The organism is Enterococcus sp. 4G2_DIV0659, from assembly GCF_002140715.2.
Lineage (GTDB): Bacteria > Bacillota > Bacilli > Lactobacillales > Enterococcaceae > Enterococcus_L > Enterococcus_L mansonii.
This window is the reverse complement of record NZ_NGLE02000001.1, coordinates 2,004,137-2,024,961: the sequence shown is the minus strand read 5'-3', so window position 1 is coordinate 2,024,961 and position 20,825 is coordinate 2,004,137. Positions and strand designations below refer to the sequence as shown.

The 20,825-nt window shown below is 34.9% G+C and carries 16 protein-coding genes; 7 read left to right on the top strand and 9 right to left on the bottom strand.

The genetic code is table 11. From position 1 onward, the window contains the following. Window positions 1-432 precede the first annotated feature (432 nt). From A5880_RS09285 to A5880_RS09265, 5 genes are all read left to right on the top strand, one after another. Window positions 433-756, top strand: a complete 324-nt coding sequence (locus tag A5880_RS09285) for a winged helix-turn-helix transcriptional regulator (RefSeq protein WP_086330691.1) — start codon at window positions 433-435, stop codon at window positions 754-756. A 94-nt stretch (window positions 757-850) separates the two neighbouring features. Further along, window positions 851-1,459 (top strand): hypothetical protein, encoded by a 609-nt coding sequence (locus A5880_RS09280; protein ID WP_086330690.1) that lies wholly within the window; start codon window positions 851-853, stop codon window positions 1,457-1,459. Between the two features lie 307 nt (window positions 1,460-1,766). Then, complete coding sequence (gene licT / locus A5880_RS09275) at window positions 1,767-2,615, top strand: BglG family transcription antiterminator LicT (protein WP_086330689.1); 849 nt, start codon at window positions 1,767-1,769, stop codon at window positions 2,613-2,615. Between the two features lie 138 nt (window positions 2,616-2,753). Next, on the top strand, window positions 2,754-4,652 hold the full coding sequence (locus A5880_RS09270; RefSeq protein WP_086330688.1) for a beta-glucoside-specific PTS transporter subunit IIABC: 1,899 nt from the start codon (window positions 2,754-2,756) through the stop codon (window positions 4,650-4,652). Between the two features lie 45 nt (window positions 4,653-4,697). After that, entirely contained in the window at window positions 4,698-6,122 is a 1,425-nt protein-coding gene (locus tag A5880_RS09265) for a glycoside hydrolase family 1 protein (protein ID WP_086330687.1), read from the top strand. Between the two features lie 210 nt (window positions 6,123-6,332). On the opposite strand, the gene A5880_RS09260 is transcribed toward A5880_RS09265, so the two are convergent. Next, the gene (locus A5880_RS09260; protein ID WP_336577057.1) at window positions 6,333-7,973 is read right to left on the bottom strand and encodes a collagen binding domain-containing protein; all 1,641 of its coding nucleotides are present in this window, start codon (window positions 7,971-7,973) and stop codon (window positions 6,333-6,335) included. Window positions 7,974-8,336: 363 nt separating this feature from the next. Here A5880_RS09260 and A5880_RS09255 point away from each other — a divergent pair, with 363 nt between their 5' ends. Beyond that, window positions 8,337-9,317 (top strand): choloylglycine hydrolase family protein, encoded by a 981-nt coding sequence (locus A5880_RS09255; RefSeq protein WP_086330685.1) that lies wholly within the window; start codon window positions 8,337-8,339, stop codon window positions 9,315-9,317. 389 nt (window positions 9,318-9,706) lie between these two features. Here A5880_RS09255 and lepB read toward each other — a convergent pair whose 3' ends face one another. From lepB to A5880_RS09215, 8 genes are all read right to left on the bottom strand, one after another. Further along, window positions 9,707-10,450 (bottom strand): signal peptidase I, encoded by a 744-nt coding sequence (gene lepB, locus A5880_RS09250; protein WP_086330684.1) that lies wholly within the window; start codon window positions 10,448-10,450, stop codon window positions 9,707-9,709. A 29-nt stretch (window positions 10,451-10,479) separates the two neighbouring features. Then, window positions 10,480-11,145 (bottom strand): hypothetical protein, encoded by a 666-nt coding sequence (locus tag A5880_RS09245; RefSeq protein ID WP_086330683.1) that lies wholly within the window; start codon window positions 11,143-11,145, stop codon window positions 10,480-10,482. A 45-nt stretch (window positions 11,146-11,190) separates the two neighbouring features. Next, window positions 11,191-12,285: a WxLIP family cell surface protein gene (locus A5880_RS09240; protein WP_336577055.1), complete on the bottom strand. Its 1,095-nt coding sequence runs from the start codon at window positions 12,283-12,285 to the stop codon at window positions 11,191-11,193. 217 nt (window positions 12,286-12,502) lie between these two features. Beyond that, window positions 12,503-13,372 carry a WxL domain-containing protein gene (locus tag A5880_RS09235; protein ID WP_086330681.1) on the bottom strand — a complete coding sequence of 290 codons (870 nt, stop codon included), beginning with the start codon at window positions 13,370-13,372 and terminating at the stop codon, window positions 12,503-12,505. A 31-nt stretch (window positions 13,373-13,403) separates the two neighbouring features. Beyond that, window positions 13,404-14,195, bottom strand: coding sequence for a WxL domain-containing protein (locus A5880_RS09230; RefSeq protein WP_086330680.1), 792 nt, complete (start codon window positions 14,193-14,195; stop codon window positions 13,404-13,406). Then, complete coding sequence (locus tag A5880_RS09225) at window positions 14,192-14,539, bottom strand: LPXTG cell wall anchor domain-containing protein (protein ID WP_086330679.1); 348 nt, start codon at window positions 14,537-14,539, stop codon at window positions 14,192-14,194. Before A5880_RS09225 ends, A5880_RS09230 begins: the two co-directional genes overlap by 4 nt. An 18-nt stretch (window positions 14,540-14,557) precedes the next feature. Beyond that, complete coding sequence (locus A5880_RS09220; protein WP_086330678.1) at window positions 14,558-17,938, bottom strand: pectate lyase-like adhesive domain-containing protein; 3,381 nt, start codon at window positions 17,936-17,938, stop codon at window positions 14,558-14,560. A gap of 167 nt (window positions 17,939-18,105) precedes the next feature. After that, on the bottom strand, window positions 18,106-18,804 hold the full coding sequence (locus A5880_RS09215) for a winged helix-turn-helix domain-containing protein (RefSeq protein ID WP_086330677.1): 699 nt from the start codon (window positions 18,802-18,804) through the stop codon (window positions 18,106-18,108). A gap of 390 nt (window positions 18,805-19,194) precedes the next feature. On the opposite strand from A5880_RS09215, the gene A5880_RS09210 reads away from it, so the two are divergent. Then, complete coding sequence (locus tag A5880_RS09210) at window positions 19,195-20,715, top strand: helix-turn-helix domain-containing protein (protein WP_086330676.1); 1,521 nt, start codon at window positions 19,195-19,197, stop codon at window positions 20,713-20,715. Window positions 20,716-20,825 lie beyond the last annotated feature (110 nt).

Here is a 20,825-nt window from a genome sequence, read left to right as displayed (position 1 = left end):
TCATTATTATCAGCTAAACTTATTTCAAGTGTACTTTCTTTCGTATTTCCTTGTACTACTTTAATTTATGCGCTAAGAATGATGATATCTCTGTGTAAAAACAAATTCTTTTCTATTGATATTATTTATTAACATTCCCATTCCAACATAATTTAAACTACTAAATAGGCAACAAACTAGCTACCACTGAGTCTTAATAGAAGTATTCGCTGGGTTATTAGTAGGTGGGGTCTTGTTTATTCTCCTGCTCGGCTCACGCCTTCCAGTCTACAAGAATAACGCTACCACTTCAATATCTGACAATGACTATTATTTAAATCATATGTGTTACATCTAATAGAAAGTTGATTTTCTTTGCAAAACATGCCACACTTTTCTTATCTATGAGTGACCTGTACTTGATAACTTTATAATGTTAGGAGAAAATTTTTAATGATAAAAAAAGAAAATATGCCCCTTTGTGATGTAGCAACAACAGTTCAATTGATTGGGAGTAAATGGAAAACCTTAATCCTACGCGATTTAATCTCTGGTCCGAAACGGAATTCAGAATTAAAACGGTCATTATCAGGGATTTCACAAAAAGTGTTGACAGAAAGTCTTAACTCTATGATAGCAGACGGGATTGTCGAGCGAATCGATTTTCAAAAAATGCCCCCTCATGTGGAATATCAATTAACTCCATTAGGTGAAACCTTACTTCCAGTGATTGAATCTATGAGGCAATGGGGAAAATTTTATAAGGAACAACTTTAATTGGTAGTTACAAATTAGTGCCTACTTAACAGGTCATCGCCGTTTAGCTATACTTTTATTAAAGATAAAACTAATGATTACGGAGGAATTTTATATGAATAGTGAAATAACACCTATTGAAGCAGTTCATACTAAGGTTGAGCAGACCACTCTAAATGGCGAACCTGTTTTAAGAGTAACAAAAAAAGATAAACTAATGGACTTTGATGAAAACACCTATGCCAAACTAGTTGGCCCAGTTTTCCATAACGGGATAATCGAAGTGAAAATGTTAAGTCGTTTGTTGCCAGATGCACCAGACTTTGCACGTGGCTTTATTGGTATCGCCTTTAGAATTAATGATGATGACACAAAATTTGAATCCTTTTACGTGAGGCCAACTAATGGCCGAATAGATGATCCAGTCAGAAAAAATCGTGGTGTTCAATATTTTTCCTATCCCAAATATACGTTTGACTATTTTAGAAATCTTGGCATCACTGATTTTGAAGGACCTGCTGATATTGGTCTTGATGAATGGATCAGTTTAAAAGCGGTTATTAATGGCGAGAAAGGTATATTTTATTTAAACGATAACGAAAAACCTGTGCTAGTTGTAGAAAATATGAAACACGGTGCAGACGGGAAAGGCGCTATTGGTTTCTTTGTTGATATTGGGACAGAGGCTTTCTTTAAAGAGTTGAAGATAACAGCAATCCATTAGGGCATCTTAAACGAACAATGTAGAAATGATCACATTTATAAGTAAAAAACGAGCGCAATAAATGGCCCTTCCATCATCTATTATGCTCGTTTTTCCATATCTTCAAAAGAACGAAGCAAGATCCAATTTATGTCGTTAATTCCTCGAAACTCCCTTTGACAACGCTTTCTTTTTAGTGTATATTTGCTGTATTAATGGATAGTGATTATTAAGTTAAGCTAAACCTAAACAATGCCTGTATAGGCTCTTGTTTGGGCTTTTTTCTATTTTCAATCTCTTTAGTCAAGGCAAATGGAGGTGGATTGCTTTGGAAATTCTAAAAATTTTAAATAATAATGTGGTCATTGTTCTTAACGAAGAAAATGAAGAAGTCATTTTGATGGGAAACGGTTTAGGCTTTCAGATGAAGGCTGGTTCACATGTTGATTCAGCAAAAATCGAAAAAGTGTTTAAATTAGAAAATCAGATAGAATCTGAACAGATTGAACAATTATTAGCAGACATCCCAGAAGAAATCATTGAACTCTCCTATAAAATTTTATCTCATGCTAAAAAGGTGCTCAATAAAGAATTAAACGAAACAGCCTTCATAGCGATTGCTGATCATTTACATGCTTCTATCCAACGAGAAAAGAAAAATATTCCGGTTAAAAATTTTTTATTGTGGGATATCAAACGTTTTTTCCCAACCGAATTAGAGATCGCACGAACAGCTATCCAACTGGTGAACCAACAATTAAATACGTCCTTAACGGATGACGAAGCTGGTTTTTTAGCTCTACATCTAACAAATGCTCAATTAGATAATAATCATGAAGATGCGATCAGTCTCACACAGTTGATTGAAGAGATCATAACTGTCATTAAATATACGCTAAGAATCAACCTTGCTGAAAATGATATCTATTTCCAACGCTTTATTACGCATTTAAAATTCTTCACCGAACGAATAATCAAAGGCACAACTACCACGCTAGAAGAGAATCAAGTCGAAAATCAATTATTTTTCTTAGTCACCAATCAATACCCAGAAGCTTTTGAAGCCACAAAAAAAGTCGCTGAGTTATTAAAAAGTCGTCGCAATTATACGATGTCAAAAGATGAACAAGTCTACATCACCATTCATTTGGCTCGAATCATTGATAAAAGAAGTTAAAGAGACCATCTCTTTTAACCTACATCAATTGCTAGAAAGGAGCATAGACAATCACACGCCTGTGGAAGGGCAATGGATCGTGACATTAAGTTGGCGAGACCTCTGAATAAAAATAACTAAACATTTGGAGGAAAGAAAATGGGCAAATATGAAGAACTTGCAAAAAATATTGTCAAAGAAGTCGGAGGCAAAGAAAACGTCAATTCTTTAACCAATTGTATTACGCGCCTTCGCTTTAAATTGAAAGATGATAGTAAGGCAAATACTGAAGTCTTAAAAAATATGGATGGCGTTGTCACCGTAATGCAGGCTGGCGGACAATATCAGGTCGTGATCGGAAACCATGTGCCAGACGTTCGTAAAGATGTAGATGCGGTACTAGGTGTCTTAGAGCCTGTTACAGACGATGGACCAAAAGGGAATTTATTTGATCGATTTGTTGATATGATTTCAGGTATTTTTCAACCTATTTTGGCGCCATTGTCTGCAGCTGGGATGCTAAAAGGAATCAATGCTGTTTTGGCGTTTGCGTTAGGTGCTAATTTTTCCGCTAGTTCAACTTATGCGGTCTTCAACGCTATGGGTGATGGATTGTTCCTATTCTTACCGATTTTTATCGGATATACAGCGATGAAAAAATTTGGTGGATCACCGTTTTTAGGAATGATGATCGCTTCCAGTTTAGTATACACAGGGTTTATTGATGGTTCTGCAACTAAAACGTTCGCAGAAAGTGGTGGGTTGAATTTCTTTAGTATTCCATTTTCTATCCCTGCCGCTGGATATGGTTCAACCGTCATGCCGATTATCGCTGCCACTGCGTTTGCTGCCTTTCTTGAAAAGCAGTTGCGTAAAATCATTCCAGATGTCGTCAAACTGTTTCTGGTTCCGTTTTTTACAGCATTGATCACAGTGCCACTAACCTTTTTAGTGATTGGACCAATCATGAATGTCGTTGCCGATGGACTTGGAAATGGTTTACTTGCTGTTCAAGCATTTAACCCGATTATTTTTGGTGCAATTATTGGGTTCTCTTGGCAAATTCTCGTAATGTTTGGGATGCACTGGGCACTGATTCCATTTGTGATCATCTCGCTTTCTCAAGGACAACCAACCTCTCTTCTAACAGGTTCAGGAAGTGTCTCCTTTGCACAAACTGGGGCTGTACTTGCTGTTATGTTAAAAACAAAAAATTTAAAATTAAAAGAATTGTCCATACCAGCGTTTATCTCAGGTATCTTTGGTGTTACTGAACCAGCTATTTACGGGATTACCTTACCAAAAAAGAAACCATTTTGGGCTTCTTGTATCGTCGGTGGTGTGATCGGTGCGATTGCTATGAGTTTAGGTATTCAATCTTACCAAATGGGGGGACTTGGTATATTTAGATACACAGCAACCATTGCTCCTGATGGAAATATGAAATTTGCGATTTATAATATGATTTTAGATGCGATTGCATTGGCTGCTGGTTTTGGTTTAGCATGGCTACTAGGTTTCAAAGATGATGAACCAACTACTAAACTATCAAAAGAAGAAGCAAAACGTGCCGCGACTGGACAACAAAAGAAATTAACCAAAGACGAAGTATTTTCACCTGCAACAGGAAACGTTCTTCCTTTAAGTGAAGCAAGAGATGCGGCATTTTCAGAAGGAATTATGGGAAAAGGTGTTGTCATCGAACCTACAAAAGGCGAAATTGTTGCACCATTTGACGGGACTGTAATGACCTTATTTCCGACTAAACATGCTATTGGTTTAATTTCAGATAATGGAACGGAATTATTGATCCACATCGGTATTGATACTGTTCAATTAGATGGCGAAGGATTTGAAGCGTTCGTTGAACAACAAGCAACAGTCAAAAAAGGAGATCTACTGGTTACCTTTGATATTCCTGCCATTGAAAAAGCTGGGTACAATACCCAAGTCCCAATCATTGTTACGAATACGCCAGATTATGCCGATGTGATTCCTACTGCTGAAAAGCCAATAAACCAAGGAGATCTATTGATTACGGCGATTATTTCAAACTAATTAATTGAGTCAACATAAAATGAATTGATAAAGGAGTACGAACAAATGAGTTTTCCAAAAAATTTTTTATGGGGCGGCGCAACAGCCGCTAATCAATGCGAAGGTGCTTGGAATGTAGCGGGAAAAGGAGAATCTATTTGCGATCATAATCGCGCTGGAAGTCGTACCGCCAATACACGCCGTTCCTTCGATTTAGTCATTGACACGGATAAGTATTACTATCCTAGTCATACAGGGATCGATTCTTACCATCGATATAAAGAAGATATCGCTTTATTTGCAGAAATGGGCTTTAAAGTGTATCGGATGTCTATTGCTTGGTCACGGATTTTTCCAAATGGGGATGAAGACGCGCCAAACGAGGCAGGTTTAGCATTTTATGATGAGGTTTTTGATGAATTAGCGAAATATGGCATTGAACCACTTGTAACGATTTCTCACTTTGAACTGCCTTTTCATTTAGGAAAAACTTATGATGGCTTTTTAGATAAACGGACAATCGGCTTTTACGAAAACTATGCAACGACGCTTTTTGAGCGTTATAAAAATAAAGTAAAATACTGGCTGACCTTCAATGAAATCAATTTTGGTACAATGGATCATGGTAAACGCATCAATGGTTTATTTAATCGTGAGTATACAGAAACTGAACAGTATCAAGCACTGCACAATGTCTTTTTGGCTTCTGCACGTGCAGTTATCGCAGGTCACAAGATCAATCCTGAGTTTAAAATCGGGTGTATGCTAGCGTATATTACGATGTATCCAAAAACCTGTCGTCCTGAAGATGTGTTAAAAACACAGCAGATTAATGAAAAATTCAACTTTTTCTGTGGAGATGTGCAAGTCAAAGGAAAATATCCGTATTTCATGAAACGTTATTTTGAAAAAAATCATATTCAGGTGGATGTGACCGAAGAAGACAAAGCCTTACTAAAAGCTGGAACGGTCGATTATTATACCTTCAGTTATTACATGACCACTTGTATTACAGATGATTTAGAAAATCGTAATGATAAAACAGGCGGAAATCTCTTTGGCGGTGTCTCAAATGAATACCTTGAAACCAGTGATTGGGGCTGGCAAATCGATCCTATTGGTCTGCGTTATACGTTAAACCAAATCTATTCTCGTTATGAAGTGCCATTAATGGTCGTAGAAAATGGGCTTGGTGCCTTTGATGAAGTAGAAACAGATGGCTCAATCAATGATGACTATCGGATTGATTACTTCAAACGCCATATTATTGAAATGGAAAAAGCCATTGATGATGGGGTTGATTTGATTGGCTATACGCCTTGGGGTTGTATTGATTTAATCAGTGCCGGTACGGGCGAAATGAGTAAACGTTATGGCTTCATTTATGTAGATCGTGATGATGAAGGAAACGGAACACTTGATAGAAGTCGTAAAAAATCATTTTATTGGTATAAACAAGTGATTGAGTCAAATGGTGAAAATCTTGGCTAGTTCGTTGGGTACAATAACTGAAATTTAAGCGTTCTTTCTAATAAAACCCCTTGCATGTACTACTGATTAAATCGAGTACGCATGCAAGGGATTTTATTCTTTCGTTCCCCCACCACTCGTCATTCAAACGCCTTTTTCATTAAGAAAAATCTGCATAACCAACCAAGATTTAGTTGATTACGCAGATTATTTTATTTTTTTCAAAACTGATTACATGTTTTTGCGTTTTATGGTATACGCTGCAAAAGCTAACAAGATAACTACAAAACCAGCAATCATAAGCATGATGCTATTTTTACTTCCAGCTTTTGGTAATTGAGCTTTTGATTGCGTCGTATTATCTTTGTCATTGCTTAATAAAAGTTTACTTTTTTGGGATTGTCCATTTACTTCATGATTTGAAGGGATATTATTATCAATTTGAAGCGTTGTTTTCGTTTGATTGTCACGTTGGACATCCACTTTCGTACCAGTAATTTTCGTTTCTAATTCTGGTATTTCTGTTATTTCTACAATTTCTGGCTTGATTGGTTTGATTTTTTCTAAGCCTTTTGTTTCCTCTTCGATTACTTCTTCTTGTTCATCAACCTTGACTTCTGGTTGGTCTTCTTTCGCTTTGTTCAATTCTTCTTCTTGGCTTTCTTTCGCTTGTTCTTCTGGATCTAGTGGCGCGATTTCTTCTAACTCGTTTGATTCATCTTCTGTGGTTTCTTCTTGTTCGCCAACATGAATCTCTGGTTGATCTTCTTTGGCTTTATTTAATTCTTCTTCTTGGCTTTCTTTCGCTTGTTCTTCTGGATCTAGTGGCGCGATTTCTTCTAACTCATTTGATTCATCTTCTATGGTTTCTTCTTGCTCAATTGCTTCTTTAATTGACTGATTTTCATCACCAATTGCATTCCCATCTAAGAAAATGTTCTTCACTTGATGTGTTGCTTGTTCATTGATTGGTTTTTGATATAAAATTTGGTAATCGATTTGACAATCATTTGTAAAGTTCGCTTGTTTTTTCCCTGCATCCGTAATTGTTGCTGTATACATGATAGTAAATGAAGCTAAACGAGCTTTACTACGGTATAAACGAATCACAAACTCATTCTCTGCACCAAATTCTACTGTACCATAACCTTGATTTTGAAATTCCTCTAAACTCAATGTTGACTGACCTAGGTAGTTATCAATGGTGAATGTAAAACTATCTTTATTTAATAATTGACCCCCACCTGATTTATCTTTCATAACAATGTCATTGGCCAAATCACTTTTATTTAGATTCGCTGATAAAAACCAACGAATTTGTCCTGATTTTCCTAATAAATCTCCTGTTTTATAAAAGAAAGGCTTCTCAACCTCTTCATATATGCCTGTTTGTCCTTTAACAACAATATTCTGTACACTGACTGAGGTTCCTAGATTTACTGGTACTTCTTTTACTGTATTCTCTTCAACATTGGTTACACGCACACCAAAAGTAAATTCTCCTCTAACACGCTCCAATTGATTTACCTTTTCGTTGAATGTACAAATGACTTTATCTTTATACACACGAACTATTCCCAACCCGTTTAAATCTATTTCACGCGGAGCATCATTCGAATCTGTCAATCCTTCAAGTTCTTTAGGCAGCGACAGCGTTAAAGTATCGCCTGCTTTTAACTTTGTATCTGACTTTTCACTAAACGTCACATGAATCGACGTCAATTCTCCGTCCATTAATTCTGTTTTATCAAACTGAATTGAATCAACAAATCCTCCATTGTTTAATTCTGCAGCAGATGAGTGCTCACCGAATCCAACCAAACCTAAAATACCGACAACCATTACTAAAAACCACGATAACTTTTTTAACATCTTTTATACATCTTTCCTTTCTTATTATCAGTCTAGACCAATAGATTCCTTATTTTAGCTGCATGAAGCAACAACTTTTCTGATGGTAAACAATAAATAAATTCATGTCAAAACATATACTTTTTAGATTAAATTATGATGATTTTTGTTTGAATATTTTTAAATATGAGGAATCCCAATGATTTTATCTCCCTGTAATGGAATTTAAATCTGTATACTCTCTTATTTTATCTATAGTATTTATTTGATTATAATTTTAAACTACGTTAAACTTTTAGAAAGTTCACTTTAACTTATATTATTCTATAATCTTATTTTTTTAGATATTCTATCTATTTCATAATAACGAGGGAGCGATAATCTATGTGTACAAGTGTTACGATGACAACAAAAGATCAACATGTTTTATTAGCTAGAACAATGGATTTTGCAGTTGTTCTGGATGCTGAGCCAACGTTTATTCCAAGGAAAAAAATTGCATTTGCAACTGATAAAAATGACTATGCTTTTGTCGGGATGGCAAGGCAGATCGATAATGGTGAATTCGTTTTTGCTGACGGCTTAAATGAAAAAGGACTTTCTTGTGCTGCTCTTTATTTTTCTGGTTATGCTGAGTATAATAGTCAGGATAAAGAAAAACAGTACACTCTAGCGCCACATGATATTGTCCCTTTTTTACTCTCTACTTGTTCAACTATTGGTGAAGTAACACAAAAAATGGAACATGTTCAAATTGAACATACTGTTTTGGATTTTATAGGTATCGTATTGCCCTTACATTGGATTGTGACAGATCGAACAGGGGAAAGCATTGTCATCGAATACACTGAACAAACATTGCATATTTATGAAAATAAGATTGGGGTTATGACGAACAGCCCAGATTATAAATGGCATACCACAAATTTAAGAAACTATCTTGGCTTACAACCTGAACAAAAGTCAGAAGTGCATTTAGATAACATGATAATGAAACCATTTGGCGAAGGTGCTGGTGCGTTTGGACTTCCGGGTGACTTTACTCCGCCATCAAGATTTGTTAGAGCAGTGTTCTTAAAATCGTGTCTGCAAGATATCCAAACAGAAGGAGATGGCATTACCGCTCTGTTTCACGTCCTTAGCAATGTTGATATTCCTAAAGGTGCCGTGAAAACCTCTCAAGCCTATGATTACACTCAATATACTTCTATCATGGTGAATAGCTCTTTAAATTATTACTATAAAACATACAATAATCCACGTATTCGCTGTATTCAATTAGACAATGAGGATTTTGATGCAACAACTGGAAAAATTTGGTCTAGTGGAGATATAGAAGATATTTTGTATCGAAATAAAAAATAACGATCTTTTGGGTGGAATGCTATTGGAGTTTTAATTGGTGTGTAGGATTATTTATACGAATTTAAAGGTTCACATTTTATGATGTTGGTGAGAAATCACTAGCATCTTTTCTATGTAAAATACTAGTGAACTCTCCAATCGATTTATAAAAATACCTTCTACTATCTGTTAGCAAACCACCAAATATAAACATAGTAAGATTAGGTAGGAAACTCATCGAAAAACGAACTTCCTATCCAATCTTACTACGTTTACAATAGTTGATTTAATTATTTGTTTTTTCTTAACTATCATACTTGATACAACGCAGAAAAAGTAAATGCTAGATAAAATAATAACTATCTCTTGCATTTACTTCTCCGTCCGCCTAGTTCATTTTTATATTTTCTCTAATATCTAACCATCTTATGGATGGGGAGTACCCTCATTTCAACAACGCCTATAATTGATTTCTCATCTATCAAACCAAAATAACGACTATCAGTGGAATACGGTCTATTATCTCCCAAAACTAAAAATTTTCCTTTTGGGATTGTATTCGTTTTGAATTTTTGATTTATCGTAAAATCTTCTGTGTAGAAAGTGCTATTTGCATCGGCCTGTTGAATTTCGTCTAAAATAAACTTTTCTTCTTTACTCACATGATCTACGTACAATTTATCTTTACTGTATTTGATTTCTTCACCCGGTAATCCAATAATTCGCCGCACAGATGTACCTTGATTATTTGGCAACTTGATATACACCAGCTTAAATCGTTTCTTCTCACCTAAACGATTAACAAAAACAGTATCATTCTTCGTCAGTGTAGGCATCATTCCATATCCATCAATTCTAGTAAATGTAAATGTGAATAAAGAAATCACCCAAATAAATAAAGCTGCCAAAGCAATTGAACTAATCAGCTCCGATACTATTCTTCGAATTGATTTTTTCCACAATTTACGCTTTCTTTTTTTTACAGAACGCTTTGATTTTTTCTTAAGATGAATTAGTTTCTTTTTTCTTTTTACTACAGATGCTTGTCTTCTTATGCCTTTATCTTTTTTCTTTCTCTTTTTATTTTTTGATGAATCAACTATCCGAACACTACTAGTTACTTTTCTCTTTTGTTTTTTGACAGTTGTTTTCATCTCTTTTACTCATGACTCCTTACCTGAAATTACTTTTTCTCCATCAACGACTTTTCATCAATCTTGAATTTTTTTAATACAGCATCTTCGTTCTTTTTTACCTTTTCAAAATCTAATTTAAATTCGGCTAACTTCTCCGCATCTTTATAAAATCTAGACGGTTGCGCTGATAAATTAATGCCCAATTCTTTCATGGAAGAATAGTAGCGGTTGACTATAGATTGGCCATCACTGCTGATTCTATAGTCTGCTTGATTCAATGCAAAGCTAGATAGACGAGCTGAAAGAGTATTGAAATTACTATCAAGTTTTTGGCTTTCTCCATCCGCCTCTATTTCTTTCAATTGATTTTCAATCTCACTTAAATAATAGTACCCATTTATGATTGCTTTTTGGTCAGTTTCGCCCAAATTTGTTGATTGATAAAAAACTGTATAAGCAGAAGCAGACATTGCTAATATACCTATTACTAGAAAAAGAATGGCCGTTACTAAATTTCGTTTCCTCTTTTTAATTAGTTTTCTCTTCGTAAAAATCATTTTTTTTCGTTTTCGTTTATTCTTCGTACGTATACTTGAAAGTTTCTTAACCTTACTCTGGACTCGAAAAACAAATACCAAAAATAAACACATAAAAATGAAAAAGAGAATGGCCGCTGCTAGGCAAATAACGGCTATCCAATCTAGTATTGTCATCGTGTTCCTCCCCACTTTTTCATTAATTCTACTTACTTAATTATTCTAATTTTTTCTTTTTTTCTTTTTACTTTTGGATTTCTTTTTTTTAATTAAATGCATCACTACAAATATGATAATAATTAACGCTAATACACCGCCAACAATCAGTCCAATCAATTTCCAATCAAACTCTCTATTTTGATTTAAACCAATTGCTTCATTGTTAAATTTATCTGCTTCTTCTTTTGTGATTTCAAATTTTTCTGTCCATTCCCAGCGTTCGCTTCCTGATGTTGCAACAACATGGGCACGATATTTCCCGGCTTTCATTGCTTGTCCTTCCATGCTTACAGGAAAGTTTAATACTGTATTGGGAGCCATACGCATTTGTGTTTTCTTCGATTCATAAAGAACCTCATCACTTTTTTCCCCCATAATTTGTGCTTCCACAGTTAGATCTTTTAAAATTGCTGCCTGCTTATTGCCTAAATCTATAATTACAGAATTTTTGTAGTCTGGAGTATCCGCATAAGCTTTAACGAACTCCAACTCTTTTGGTATCTCTTTATCATTTTCTCTTAAGCGCATCCCGATTACATACGCATATTTATTAACCACCATTGTACCGCTATTATCTTCTACTTTTTCCTCATTTGATTGTCGCTGCAGTTGGATACCACCTAAAATAATGCCATCAAATTCTGTTTTCGGCATTATTATCTCTAATTTAAGTCTCTCTTCTGATTGTGGTTTTAATGTAATGGATTCTGGTCCTTTCACTATATCTGCAAATTTATACTTCATAGATTTATCAGCAGATAATTTGTTGGGACCATATTCAATAACGCCATTTGAATTTGTCATTGCACCAGTTAAATTTACTTGCACCGTTAATTCTTGTGAACTAGGATTTTTTAAATTTATTTCTACTGTTTGTTTTTGTCCGGGCATCATTTGTAAATCAAAAAATCCAGATTCCGGATGTTGATTTTCAGGAAAAATCATTTGATATGTAAAACCTGTTGCTCCAGCTAATTCAGCTGTATTTCCTGCTTCTGAACCTTTCTCGTTTTCATTAGCATATGTAGAAAGTCCTCCTAAGACTAAGTTTATTAATAGGGCAAATAGTACAGCTTTAATACATGTCTTTTTTTTCATCTTTTTTCCTTTCTTACAAAAATAAAGCCAATTCGTATAGGTTGTTATAAAAACAAATACATTACTAGCTACTTGTCAATCCTCTTAACCTGATTATCATTGTTATAGCAGAACGAATAGACTGTTCTACTTTATTGTTAATTTTTTAAAGAGCAGAACAAAACTATTAAATAGTTTTGTTCTGTCAAAAAACAGTTGTTCGTTCTTTTAAGCACTATTAATCAATTGGTGTTGTAGCAATTGACCATAATACTTCAGCTTCATATGCTGCTTTTTTCTTAATTGCGTTACCTGGCACAAATAATTGAACAGAACCATTATGAATCAAGTCTTGCTTTTTAGGATCTGAATCTGGTGTACCCGTTGAATCCTCTGGAGTTGGCACACCTAAACCAGGAGTTTTCCCTTTATCTGCTCCTTCAAATCCTGCTGTATTACCAAACCCAATAGTAAATGTTCCAAACCCTTGTTCCGCTGTTTTTGTTCCCATAACATTTATTGTATTACCACCATTAGTTTTATCAAATGATAAAGTAAACGTGCTAGCTTTTGAGCCTAATACTGGGAAAAGAGACTTGTCATCACCTTTACCATTAATTGTCGGATTCGTATAAGTGATTGTAGATCCTGCTAATACATTAGTAGCATCATTAGCGTCACCAGTTGTAAATTGCTTATTTAATTTTGCAGTCAATGTCCATGGTGTACGGCTGTCAATTCGTTTATCTGTTACTTGTACAAAGTTCCCACGGAAACCATCTGATACCCCATTTTTGTCAGCTGGTACTTGTTTTGCATAGTATCTTTGGTCAGTTGTTACCGCTTTTTGTTTCATGAACTGAAGCTTAGTAACTGCATCAATCGCTAATGAGCCCCCATCAGGATTTTTTACAATTTCATCCTTGTCATCAAGCTCTTCTTCTGGTTTTTCATGGTCAATAGGTGGTGTTACAGTTGTATCTTCTTCGTATTCGATATGTCCTGTACTTGTTAAATTTTTTGCGTCTGCGCTTGCTGCTACTGGTAAAGCTACGTTAGCTCCTAAGATTGCCAATAAGGCTACTGAGCATAATGTTCTTGTTTTCATGTGTGTGTTTCCTCCAATATAATTTTTTTATTTATGGCAACTCAGCTAATAGCCAAGTTATCACCGTTTGGTATTGACCTGGTTTTGTGTCTTTTGAACCAGGGATAAAAAAGTTAACTGCCTCATTTTTATAAACTTGCTTGTTTTCAAAATCAGGGTCTAATACAGGTTTGCCGTTTTCATCAGTAAGAGGTTTTAATGTGGATACAAGACCTGCCTCATTGTCTTCTGAAGCCCCAAATTCAATAGTCCATGTTCCAAATCCTTGATTTTTTCCGGCAGTAGCTAAATCATACGTTGTGTTAATTTTATCTAGTTTGATAACATCGGTTTGTAAACTAGGAGCATATTGAGAATCTAATGTGGAGTTAGCCCACATTTTATCTAAAGAGATATACGCTCCTTTTAACATATCTCCCGTATTAGAAGTTAACATTGTTTCTTGACGGACTTGTAACGTCCAACCATCTCCTGTTGCTCGACTATCGGTTACTTGAACATAATTTCCTCTTGGTCCAGTATCCCCATGAAAAAGTTGAGCATTTGCAGAGTAGGTCTGATCTTTTTCAGATAATTTATTTCGTCCAAAATTAAATTTAGGAACAAAATCTATTCTCAAATAACCATCTGTTGACGGACTTGGTCCTGGATCAGCCGGATCAGCTGGTTTTTCTGGATCAACGACTTGCGGCGGTTGTAATGATTTCTCAAATTCAATACTGCCTGTTGCTGGCAAAGATTTTGCTTCAGCAAAAACTGCTTGACTACTCAGGAAAAAAGAAAATGTGAGTACAGAAAATAAAATGTTCTTTATCTGTTTCATTTTTCAACTTCCTCCCGTTCTTCACGCCTTTTTTTAATAAAGAAAATCAATGCAATTAAAGCTAGAGCACTGCCGCTTAATGCTAATGAACGTCTAATAACTTCACCTGTACTTGGGTATTTTCCTTTTGGTTTCTCAACAATTGGCTTGCTTGAACTAGTTGGTTGTTCTGAACTTGATGATGAAGATTCTATGGTATCTTCGGCATAAAGCTCAATAACAGCATCGTGCCCTACTTGACCACCTTCAACTGCCCAAACATCCATAATCGGGAAGATAAACAGGGTTACTCCAACAGAGATAAAAAGAATACAGGATAGCAAATATTTCAACTTCTTATTCATTTATAACTCCCCTCTGCTTTATGGTGCATCTGTCAAATTCCATTCGATCGTTGCTGTATAACTCCCAGAAGATTTCACTGAACCTATATCAGTTTGTAATTTCAATCCATCTCCTGATTCAGACCAAGTACTATTTACTTTGTAGGGCGTATCATCACTATTTGTTTTACCTTCAATTATTGGTTGAGAACCAGCATTTAGAGTAATTTCATTTCCTTTTGATACATAACGCAAAGCCCCTACAATGGTATCTTTACCATTAGTTAGTGGCGTTTTTAGACTGGCAGTTAAATTCCACGGTTTCCTTTGAGCGCGACTATCTTGAATAATCAAATCACCTTTAATTTCTGTAGGTTGATTAATTCGTTGAACTTTCGTTTTAACAGCTTGAGTACCAAAATCAATCACACTTGGCGCAGAAACAAATTTCAAGACCCCAAAAACCGTTCCCCCAGGATTTTTTATTTCATCAGTAATCGCCCAATAGGTTTCATGTTCCCTATTTGGATCATCCGGTCCAGGAATAAATTCTCCCTTTTCTCTTGGAGAATACCCTTCTGCTTTTGCTGTGTTGGTAATAATGCTTCCGACAGCATCTTGTGTTACTTCTACTTTAAATGTAACGGTACTTGAAGCTCCTGTTTGTAAATCACCAAGGTGGATTGTTAAGGCTCCATTTCCAGATGGATCAAAAGTATAATCCCCTTCAACCGCGTCTACATTATTGATTTTAATTCCCGGATCACTAGGATCAAATGTTGTACCTGTTGGAATTACATCCGTAATATCTACGTTTTTCCAGACAGTATCAAAATTTGCTGCCTTACCATTTGTAGCAGTAAGTGTATAAATCAATGTATCTCCGACCTGAGTGTTATTGACTTCAACGCCATCTCGAAAAACTTTGACACTTTTTTCTGCTATTGGTTTATCCGGTAAGATGTCTTCTACAGTATATTTTGCTGCTGCTTTAAAGACGGTATCACGATAAGTTAAATCGGCTGAAGGGTTAATATTCCCTCGATCATTATTTGTCGTCGGAACAGCAGGATCAAGCTGCGTTGTAATTTTCCCAGCACTATCTTCTAAGAAAATTTCTACTAAATCCCCAGCATTTAGATACCCCTTTAAATCGTATACCCATGAACCATCATCAGCTACTGTACCAACGTCTACTTGTCGTACACCATTGATATCTACGTAAATATTTGCTTTTGGTTCTGCATTTACACCAGTTAGCTGCTTTGTTGCATTTGTTACTTTATCTGATTGAACTTTAGCCGGCTCTGGCGGCGTGACATCAATTACAGTAGTAAGCACTTCTTCCCCTGTTCTATAAGGCGTCAAAGTACCATTTACCATCGAAGCACGATAAGGAATCCCCTTCATGTCTTTACCAGCCATTTGGAATCCTGCAATCGTATGATCTGCTTTTTTCCAGTGTAGGTAATTATCATTCGTACTTATACCCGTATAGGTATTCCCAAGAGTATCAGTATAATCAACATAGGCTTTACGAATGCTATCGGCGTATACAGGTTTGACCTTTGCATCCCCATTCTCATCAAATGGATCTTCGCCACCGACTGCTGTATAACCAATCAATACTCTAGATTTTTGAGAAAAATCTGCATCAGTCACTGGTATCCATTCTAGTTTTGGGGTACTATTCATCCCTGAAATTCGTTTAAAGTTTCCCCGAGTATACTGGGTACTTAAATCAGCATTAGTACTCGTAACACTTCCCGCTGCTACAGCATTCGTGACTTTTAATTCTTCGACATTTACATAATCATATGTCGGAGCACCATCCATTTCTGTGCTATTTTCCCAAATAGAAATGTCAGAATTCTTTATCACGAAACTATGGTTTCCTCTATCCCGAGTTTCATCTCCTAGAAATGCTCTGGTCGTTCCTGTATTCGTACGTAAATTCCGAATATCAAACGTTTCTGGGTTATCAATCACTACTTGTGAGCTCTCTCTAGCTTCTGAAAGAAATCCACGGTACCCTATAATTCCAGTACTATTATTACCAACTATAAATACTTTACTCTTAGGCTTAAAGTCTACTTGAACATTTTTAGGTGAACGTCCCGAGCCAACTCCCCCATTAGTATTATTCGAGCTACCAAGAACAAGGGTAGGATAATTAGTTGCATTACGCCGAGAAAGTAAATTCACTGTCGCACCTTCTTCAGCAATAAAACGTGCATTGTCTCTATTAAAAGAAAGTGCTGATCCAGCGATGTTGGCATTATATGTCGCATTTTTCCCTACTTTTATTTGGTCGAAATGCTCATATACCCCTGGATAACCAATACTAGTATCTCTTTTGTTATGCAGATAAACAAACGAGCCTTCTCCGATATTAAATTCCATTGTTCCTGTACTACTTCCACTATCATTATTCGTACCAACAGGTTGGACAAACCAAATGGTTGAATAATTACGATTAGCTATTTTTCCTTTATAGTAAGTGAATGGTTCATATGTCATTCCACCAGTATAAAAATTTTCAGCTGCGGTCGTTAAGTCATTGTATCCCCAAACACTTACTTCTGCTCGGTTGGCACAAATGAGACGACCTCTCACATTTTGATTATCTTCAGCTGTAGGTCCAGACGGTGTATACACATTGCCAACCCGATAGCGCCATAAGCCATTTCTAGGGTTAGCTCCTGCTCCTCCCCAATCACCAGAATTACGACCATTTACAAAGCCCCAACTATTTGCACCTGTATTTTGACCTGGAACTCCATTGGCCACCTGTATATCATGCATATGAAACACAGGAACATCTGAAAAGGCTTTTCCAAAATTCTCTATTTTTGTTAAATCATTAAGATTAATCGAACCACCGTCAAAACGGAGCAAATATCCTTGACCATCAATTTCAATCGATTCGGTTCTTCCTAGGTTTGCTGATCTAGTAGTCACAACATCATTATCAAGAACTATTTTGGAAACACCATTATCTTCGTAGTGTTTTGCAAACTCTTCATACGTAGATACATGCTTGACATTGGTTTCAGGTCTGAAATTGTATTTTTTGTTCCATTCAGCATTTTGTTCAGCATTCAATGCGGCGTACTTGCTTTGATATTCACCGTTAGTCATATCACCCGTTATTTTATTTTCACTCGTTGCTTTTGATGACCGATAATCCGTACCATTCATGTAGGCTTCCATCTGTGGTATCGTGATATCTTTTTCATCATGTAACTCTTTTTCACTTTTGGGTAACGGGTTTAATTCTTTTTCTAAATCAATTGCACGCTTCACTGTCGGCTCTTCAGATGCTTTTATCTGTGTAGTGTTTTGAAATAAGACGACGCTTAAAATACTAAATAAAGCAACTATTACTCCAACAAAATAGACCTTTTTTTGTCTTCTCATTTTTCTCCTCCTTTCTTTAAAAATGTCCTATAGGAATATAGGGTATTTATTTCAACTTTTCCCATCAAATTTCTCTATACATTGATTTCAGCATCTAGAATAATGGGAAAAGTGAAACCAAATTTAATGTTCATTGCGAAATGTAAGTAACATCTTTTATAGATAACTCATATATTTAGCATATAACCACGAGATCGCACCGTTTTTATATATTCAACATCATCGTCTTTTCTTTCCAATTTTTTACGTAAATGAAAAATAGTATTTGCCACTCTATATTTTTTATCTTCTGATCTGGTTTTCCAGATGTTCTCAGAAATTTGCTCATAAGAGACTGCCTTTCTGGCATTATCATAAAGTAACTTGATGATTTGATATTCCAATCGAGTCAAACCGATTTCCTCTTCATCAATGCATACACTCATATTTTCAACATCAAGTTTAAAAAAACCTGTTTTTATCTTGTTCATCGTTTTCATCTTGCCTGAACGCTCAGTTTGATAATCCGAGCATTTAATCAATAGATTTTTCAATATAAATGAAAACTCTTCTAAGTCTAATGAATTATCTTTTATGCCATTTACCCCTAACTGTAAATACACAATCCGAGCTGCTTGATCAAGATTCTCTTTTAAAGAAATGATATATACCATCGTTTTTTTACATGCTTTAACTTCTAACAATAATTGACAAATGGTTGGAAAATCTTTAAAGCTCTGTTCTTCAATTAGTAAAATGTCTTGCTTAGAAAAAAGTTCTGTCTCCGTAATACGTAATTGGTTAACTTGGTATTCCTTTTCTGGAAATAAATCCAGATATTCTTTTTTCCAATTACTATCCAGCGATATGTATCCAATGTTGTACATCCTATCTACCCTCTTTTTTATGTATTTTTCGAAGCTTATGTATTGTGCTTAATAAAAGTTTATTTAAAGAAATATAACAAATTATTATACGATTTTTATTTAAATAAACGTTTTATTTATCGTTATTCTATATAAATATTAAAACATATCACACAAAATTTTACTCACTCTTTTTTTAATGTCTCAAACTCATTTTTTGATTCCTGATCAAAACAGCTATTTCCAAAGAAAAAGCTTCCTATCTATAGGGTAAAAATAACTATTAAAAAACAATTCTAAAAAATTAAATATCGTTATACAAATGTTAGAACCTTAAAAAAAAACTTGATTTTTCTTATTTAACATTTAATAATAATAATAAAATAAAAACATAATATTGGGGGAGTAGGTATGAGGGATTTTCTAAACGTTTTTGATGACCGAAGAATGCACATTGTTTCAATTTTAATTAGAGAAGCGCGTGAGATGAGTATTCCGGAGTTGATAAAAATGACTAATTATTCAGAAAACACTGTTAGGACTATCGTAAAAGAATTACACACGCATCCTGAACTAAACAGCAATAGACTTTTTTTTACCAGTAACAAGACGGGGCAAATTCTTACGATAAAAATACTTAACGCAGAAGTTGAAACTGTTGGCCTTTTTTATTTAAAAAGATCCATCCTTTTTAACTTTGTCATGGACAGTTTTCTTTTAGGAAAAGTCAATGTGGGACAGTTTTGTGACACACATTACATAAGTAAATCAACTTTTTTAAGATACAAAAAAAGGTTCATAGATTTTATTGAAAAACATGGCTTATCGCTTTCAGAAAATAATGAAATTATGGGTAATGAATATCGAATTCGAACATTCTATTTTCTATTTTTTTCTTCTGCATCTTCGTTATGGTTGTTTTCAGAAGATTTAGATATTTTAGAACAATCATTAACTTCTAACTTTTTTTCTAAATTTCAACTTAATCCAACTCAAAAACATCATTTTCTGTTAATGATTTTTATATGCAAAATAAGAGAGCAGCATTCTTGCTTCATCGAGTCGCCTTATCGTGTTACTTTTTCAAAAAATGGCTTGTATAAAGAACTTTCCGATTCACTTTCTCTTTCTGTCACTTCATTTACTGAAAAAGAAGAACAAGCTGAATCGGAAGCAGCTTTTCTATTCTTATTTATCTTAAAAAACAAATTGCTTCCATCATTATCAAACACAATACAAGAGACTCTTGTATTTGATACAAAAATAAATAACCTTAATACAGCCATTAAAGCGATCACTCAGATGTTCTATACAAATTTATTCCACGACGAATTCGACCATACCAGCGAAATTAACCAAATAGAAGATTTTGATTTACTTCATCAGGAAGTATCGTTATTTTTGCTCTATGAATATTACTGTTCCTATGATCCGAGAGATTTCTTATACGTCTATACTGAAGACTATTATCATTTAAATCCTTACAAGCAGCTAATAAAAAACAAATCCGATCATATTTTAGAGCAGATCGATCAATTATCAGCTACTTATCCCTTTCTTGCCGAATACTTAAAACCAGATAAAATAGAACATTTTAAAAACCAATTTTTTCTTTTTACAATCCATTTATATCCATTATTTAAACAAGGTCGCATCGACCCTGTCACCATCAATATTCAAAATGGAAATGCCTATATCAAAGAAATCATAACGATGAAATTGCTCCTACTATTCCGAGAAAATATCACTATTGCTGATCATTTTGATAAGGCGATCGATTTACTTATTTCTGATAAATCTTATTCGGGAGAATTCCCACATAAAAATAAGATTTACCTCCCAACATTTACTGATGAAAAGTACTTAAGAAATGTTTGCCAAGCGATTCAAGAAGAAATTTTCAATCGCTCAAGTTACTTATCTTTTGAGTAACATACTGATGCACACTTCCCTTTCCCAATTTATAGAATTAGTATCTATGTACATATTTTTAAGCGCGTGGGACATTTTAACTTGTACCTAACATTAAAATATCTCCTCAA

Coding starts and splice junctions, on each gene's coding strand:
- A5880_RS09240 (WP_336577055.1), bottom strand. CDS start 12,285: ATGAAAAAAAAGACATGTATTAAAGCTGTACTATTTGCCCTATTAATA.
- A5880_RS09230 (WP_086330680.1), bottom strand. CDS start 14,195: ATGAAACAGATAAAGAACATTTTATTTTCTGTACTCACATTTTCTTTT.
- A5880_RS09270 (WP_086330688.1), top strand. CDS start 2,754: ATGGGCAAATATGAAGAACTTGCAAAAAATATTGTCAAAGAAGTCGGA.
- lepB (WP_086330684.1), bottom strand. CDS start 10,450: ATGAAAACAACTGTCAAAAAACAAAAGAGAAAAGTAACTAGTAGTGTT.
- A5880_RS09280 (WP_086330690.1), top strand. CDS start 851: ATGAATAGTGAAATAACACCTATTGAAGCAGTTCATACTAAGGTTGAG.
- A5880_RS09265 (WP_086330687.1), top strand. CDS start 4,698: ATGAGTTTTCCAAAAAATTTTTTATGGGGCGGCGCAACAGCCGCTAAT.
- A5880_RS09285 (WP_086330691.1), top strand. CDS start 433: ATGATAAAAAAAGAAAATATGCCCCTTTGTGATGTAGCAACAACAGTT.
- A5880_RS09215 (WP_086330677.1), bottom strand. CDS start 18,804: ATGTACAACATTGGATACATATCGCTGGATAGTAATTGGAAAAAAGAA.
- A5880_RS09235 (WP_086330681.1), bottom strand. CDS start 13,372: ATGAAAACAAGAACATTATGCTCAGTAGCCTTATTGGCAATCTTAGGA.
- A5880_RS09225 (WP_086330679.1), bottom strand. CDS start 14,539: ATGAATAAGAAGTTGAAATATTTGCTATCCTGTATTCTTTTTATCTCT.
- A5880_RS09260 (WP_336577057.1), bottom strand. CDS start 7,973: ATGTTAAAAAAGTTATCGTGGTTTTTAGTAATGGTTGTCGGTATTTTA.
- A5880_RS09255 (WP_086330685.1), top strand. CDS start 8,337: ATGTGTACAAGTGTTACGATGACAACAAAAGATCAACATGTTTTATTA.
- A5880_RS09210 (WP_086330676.1), top strand. CDS start 19,195: ATGAGGGATTTTCTAAACGTTTTTGATGACCGAAGAATGCACATTGTT.
- A5880_RS09220 (WP_086330678.1), bottom strand. CDS start 17,938: ATGAGAAGACAAAAAAAGGTCTATTTTGTTGGAGTAATAGTTGCTTTA.
- A5880_RS09245 (WP_086330683.1), bottom strand. CDS start 11,145: ATGACAATACTAGATTGGATAGCCGTTATTTGCCTAGCAGCGGCCATT.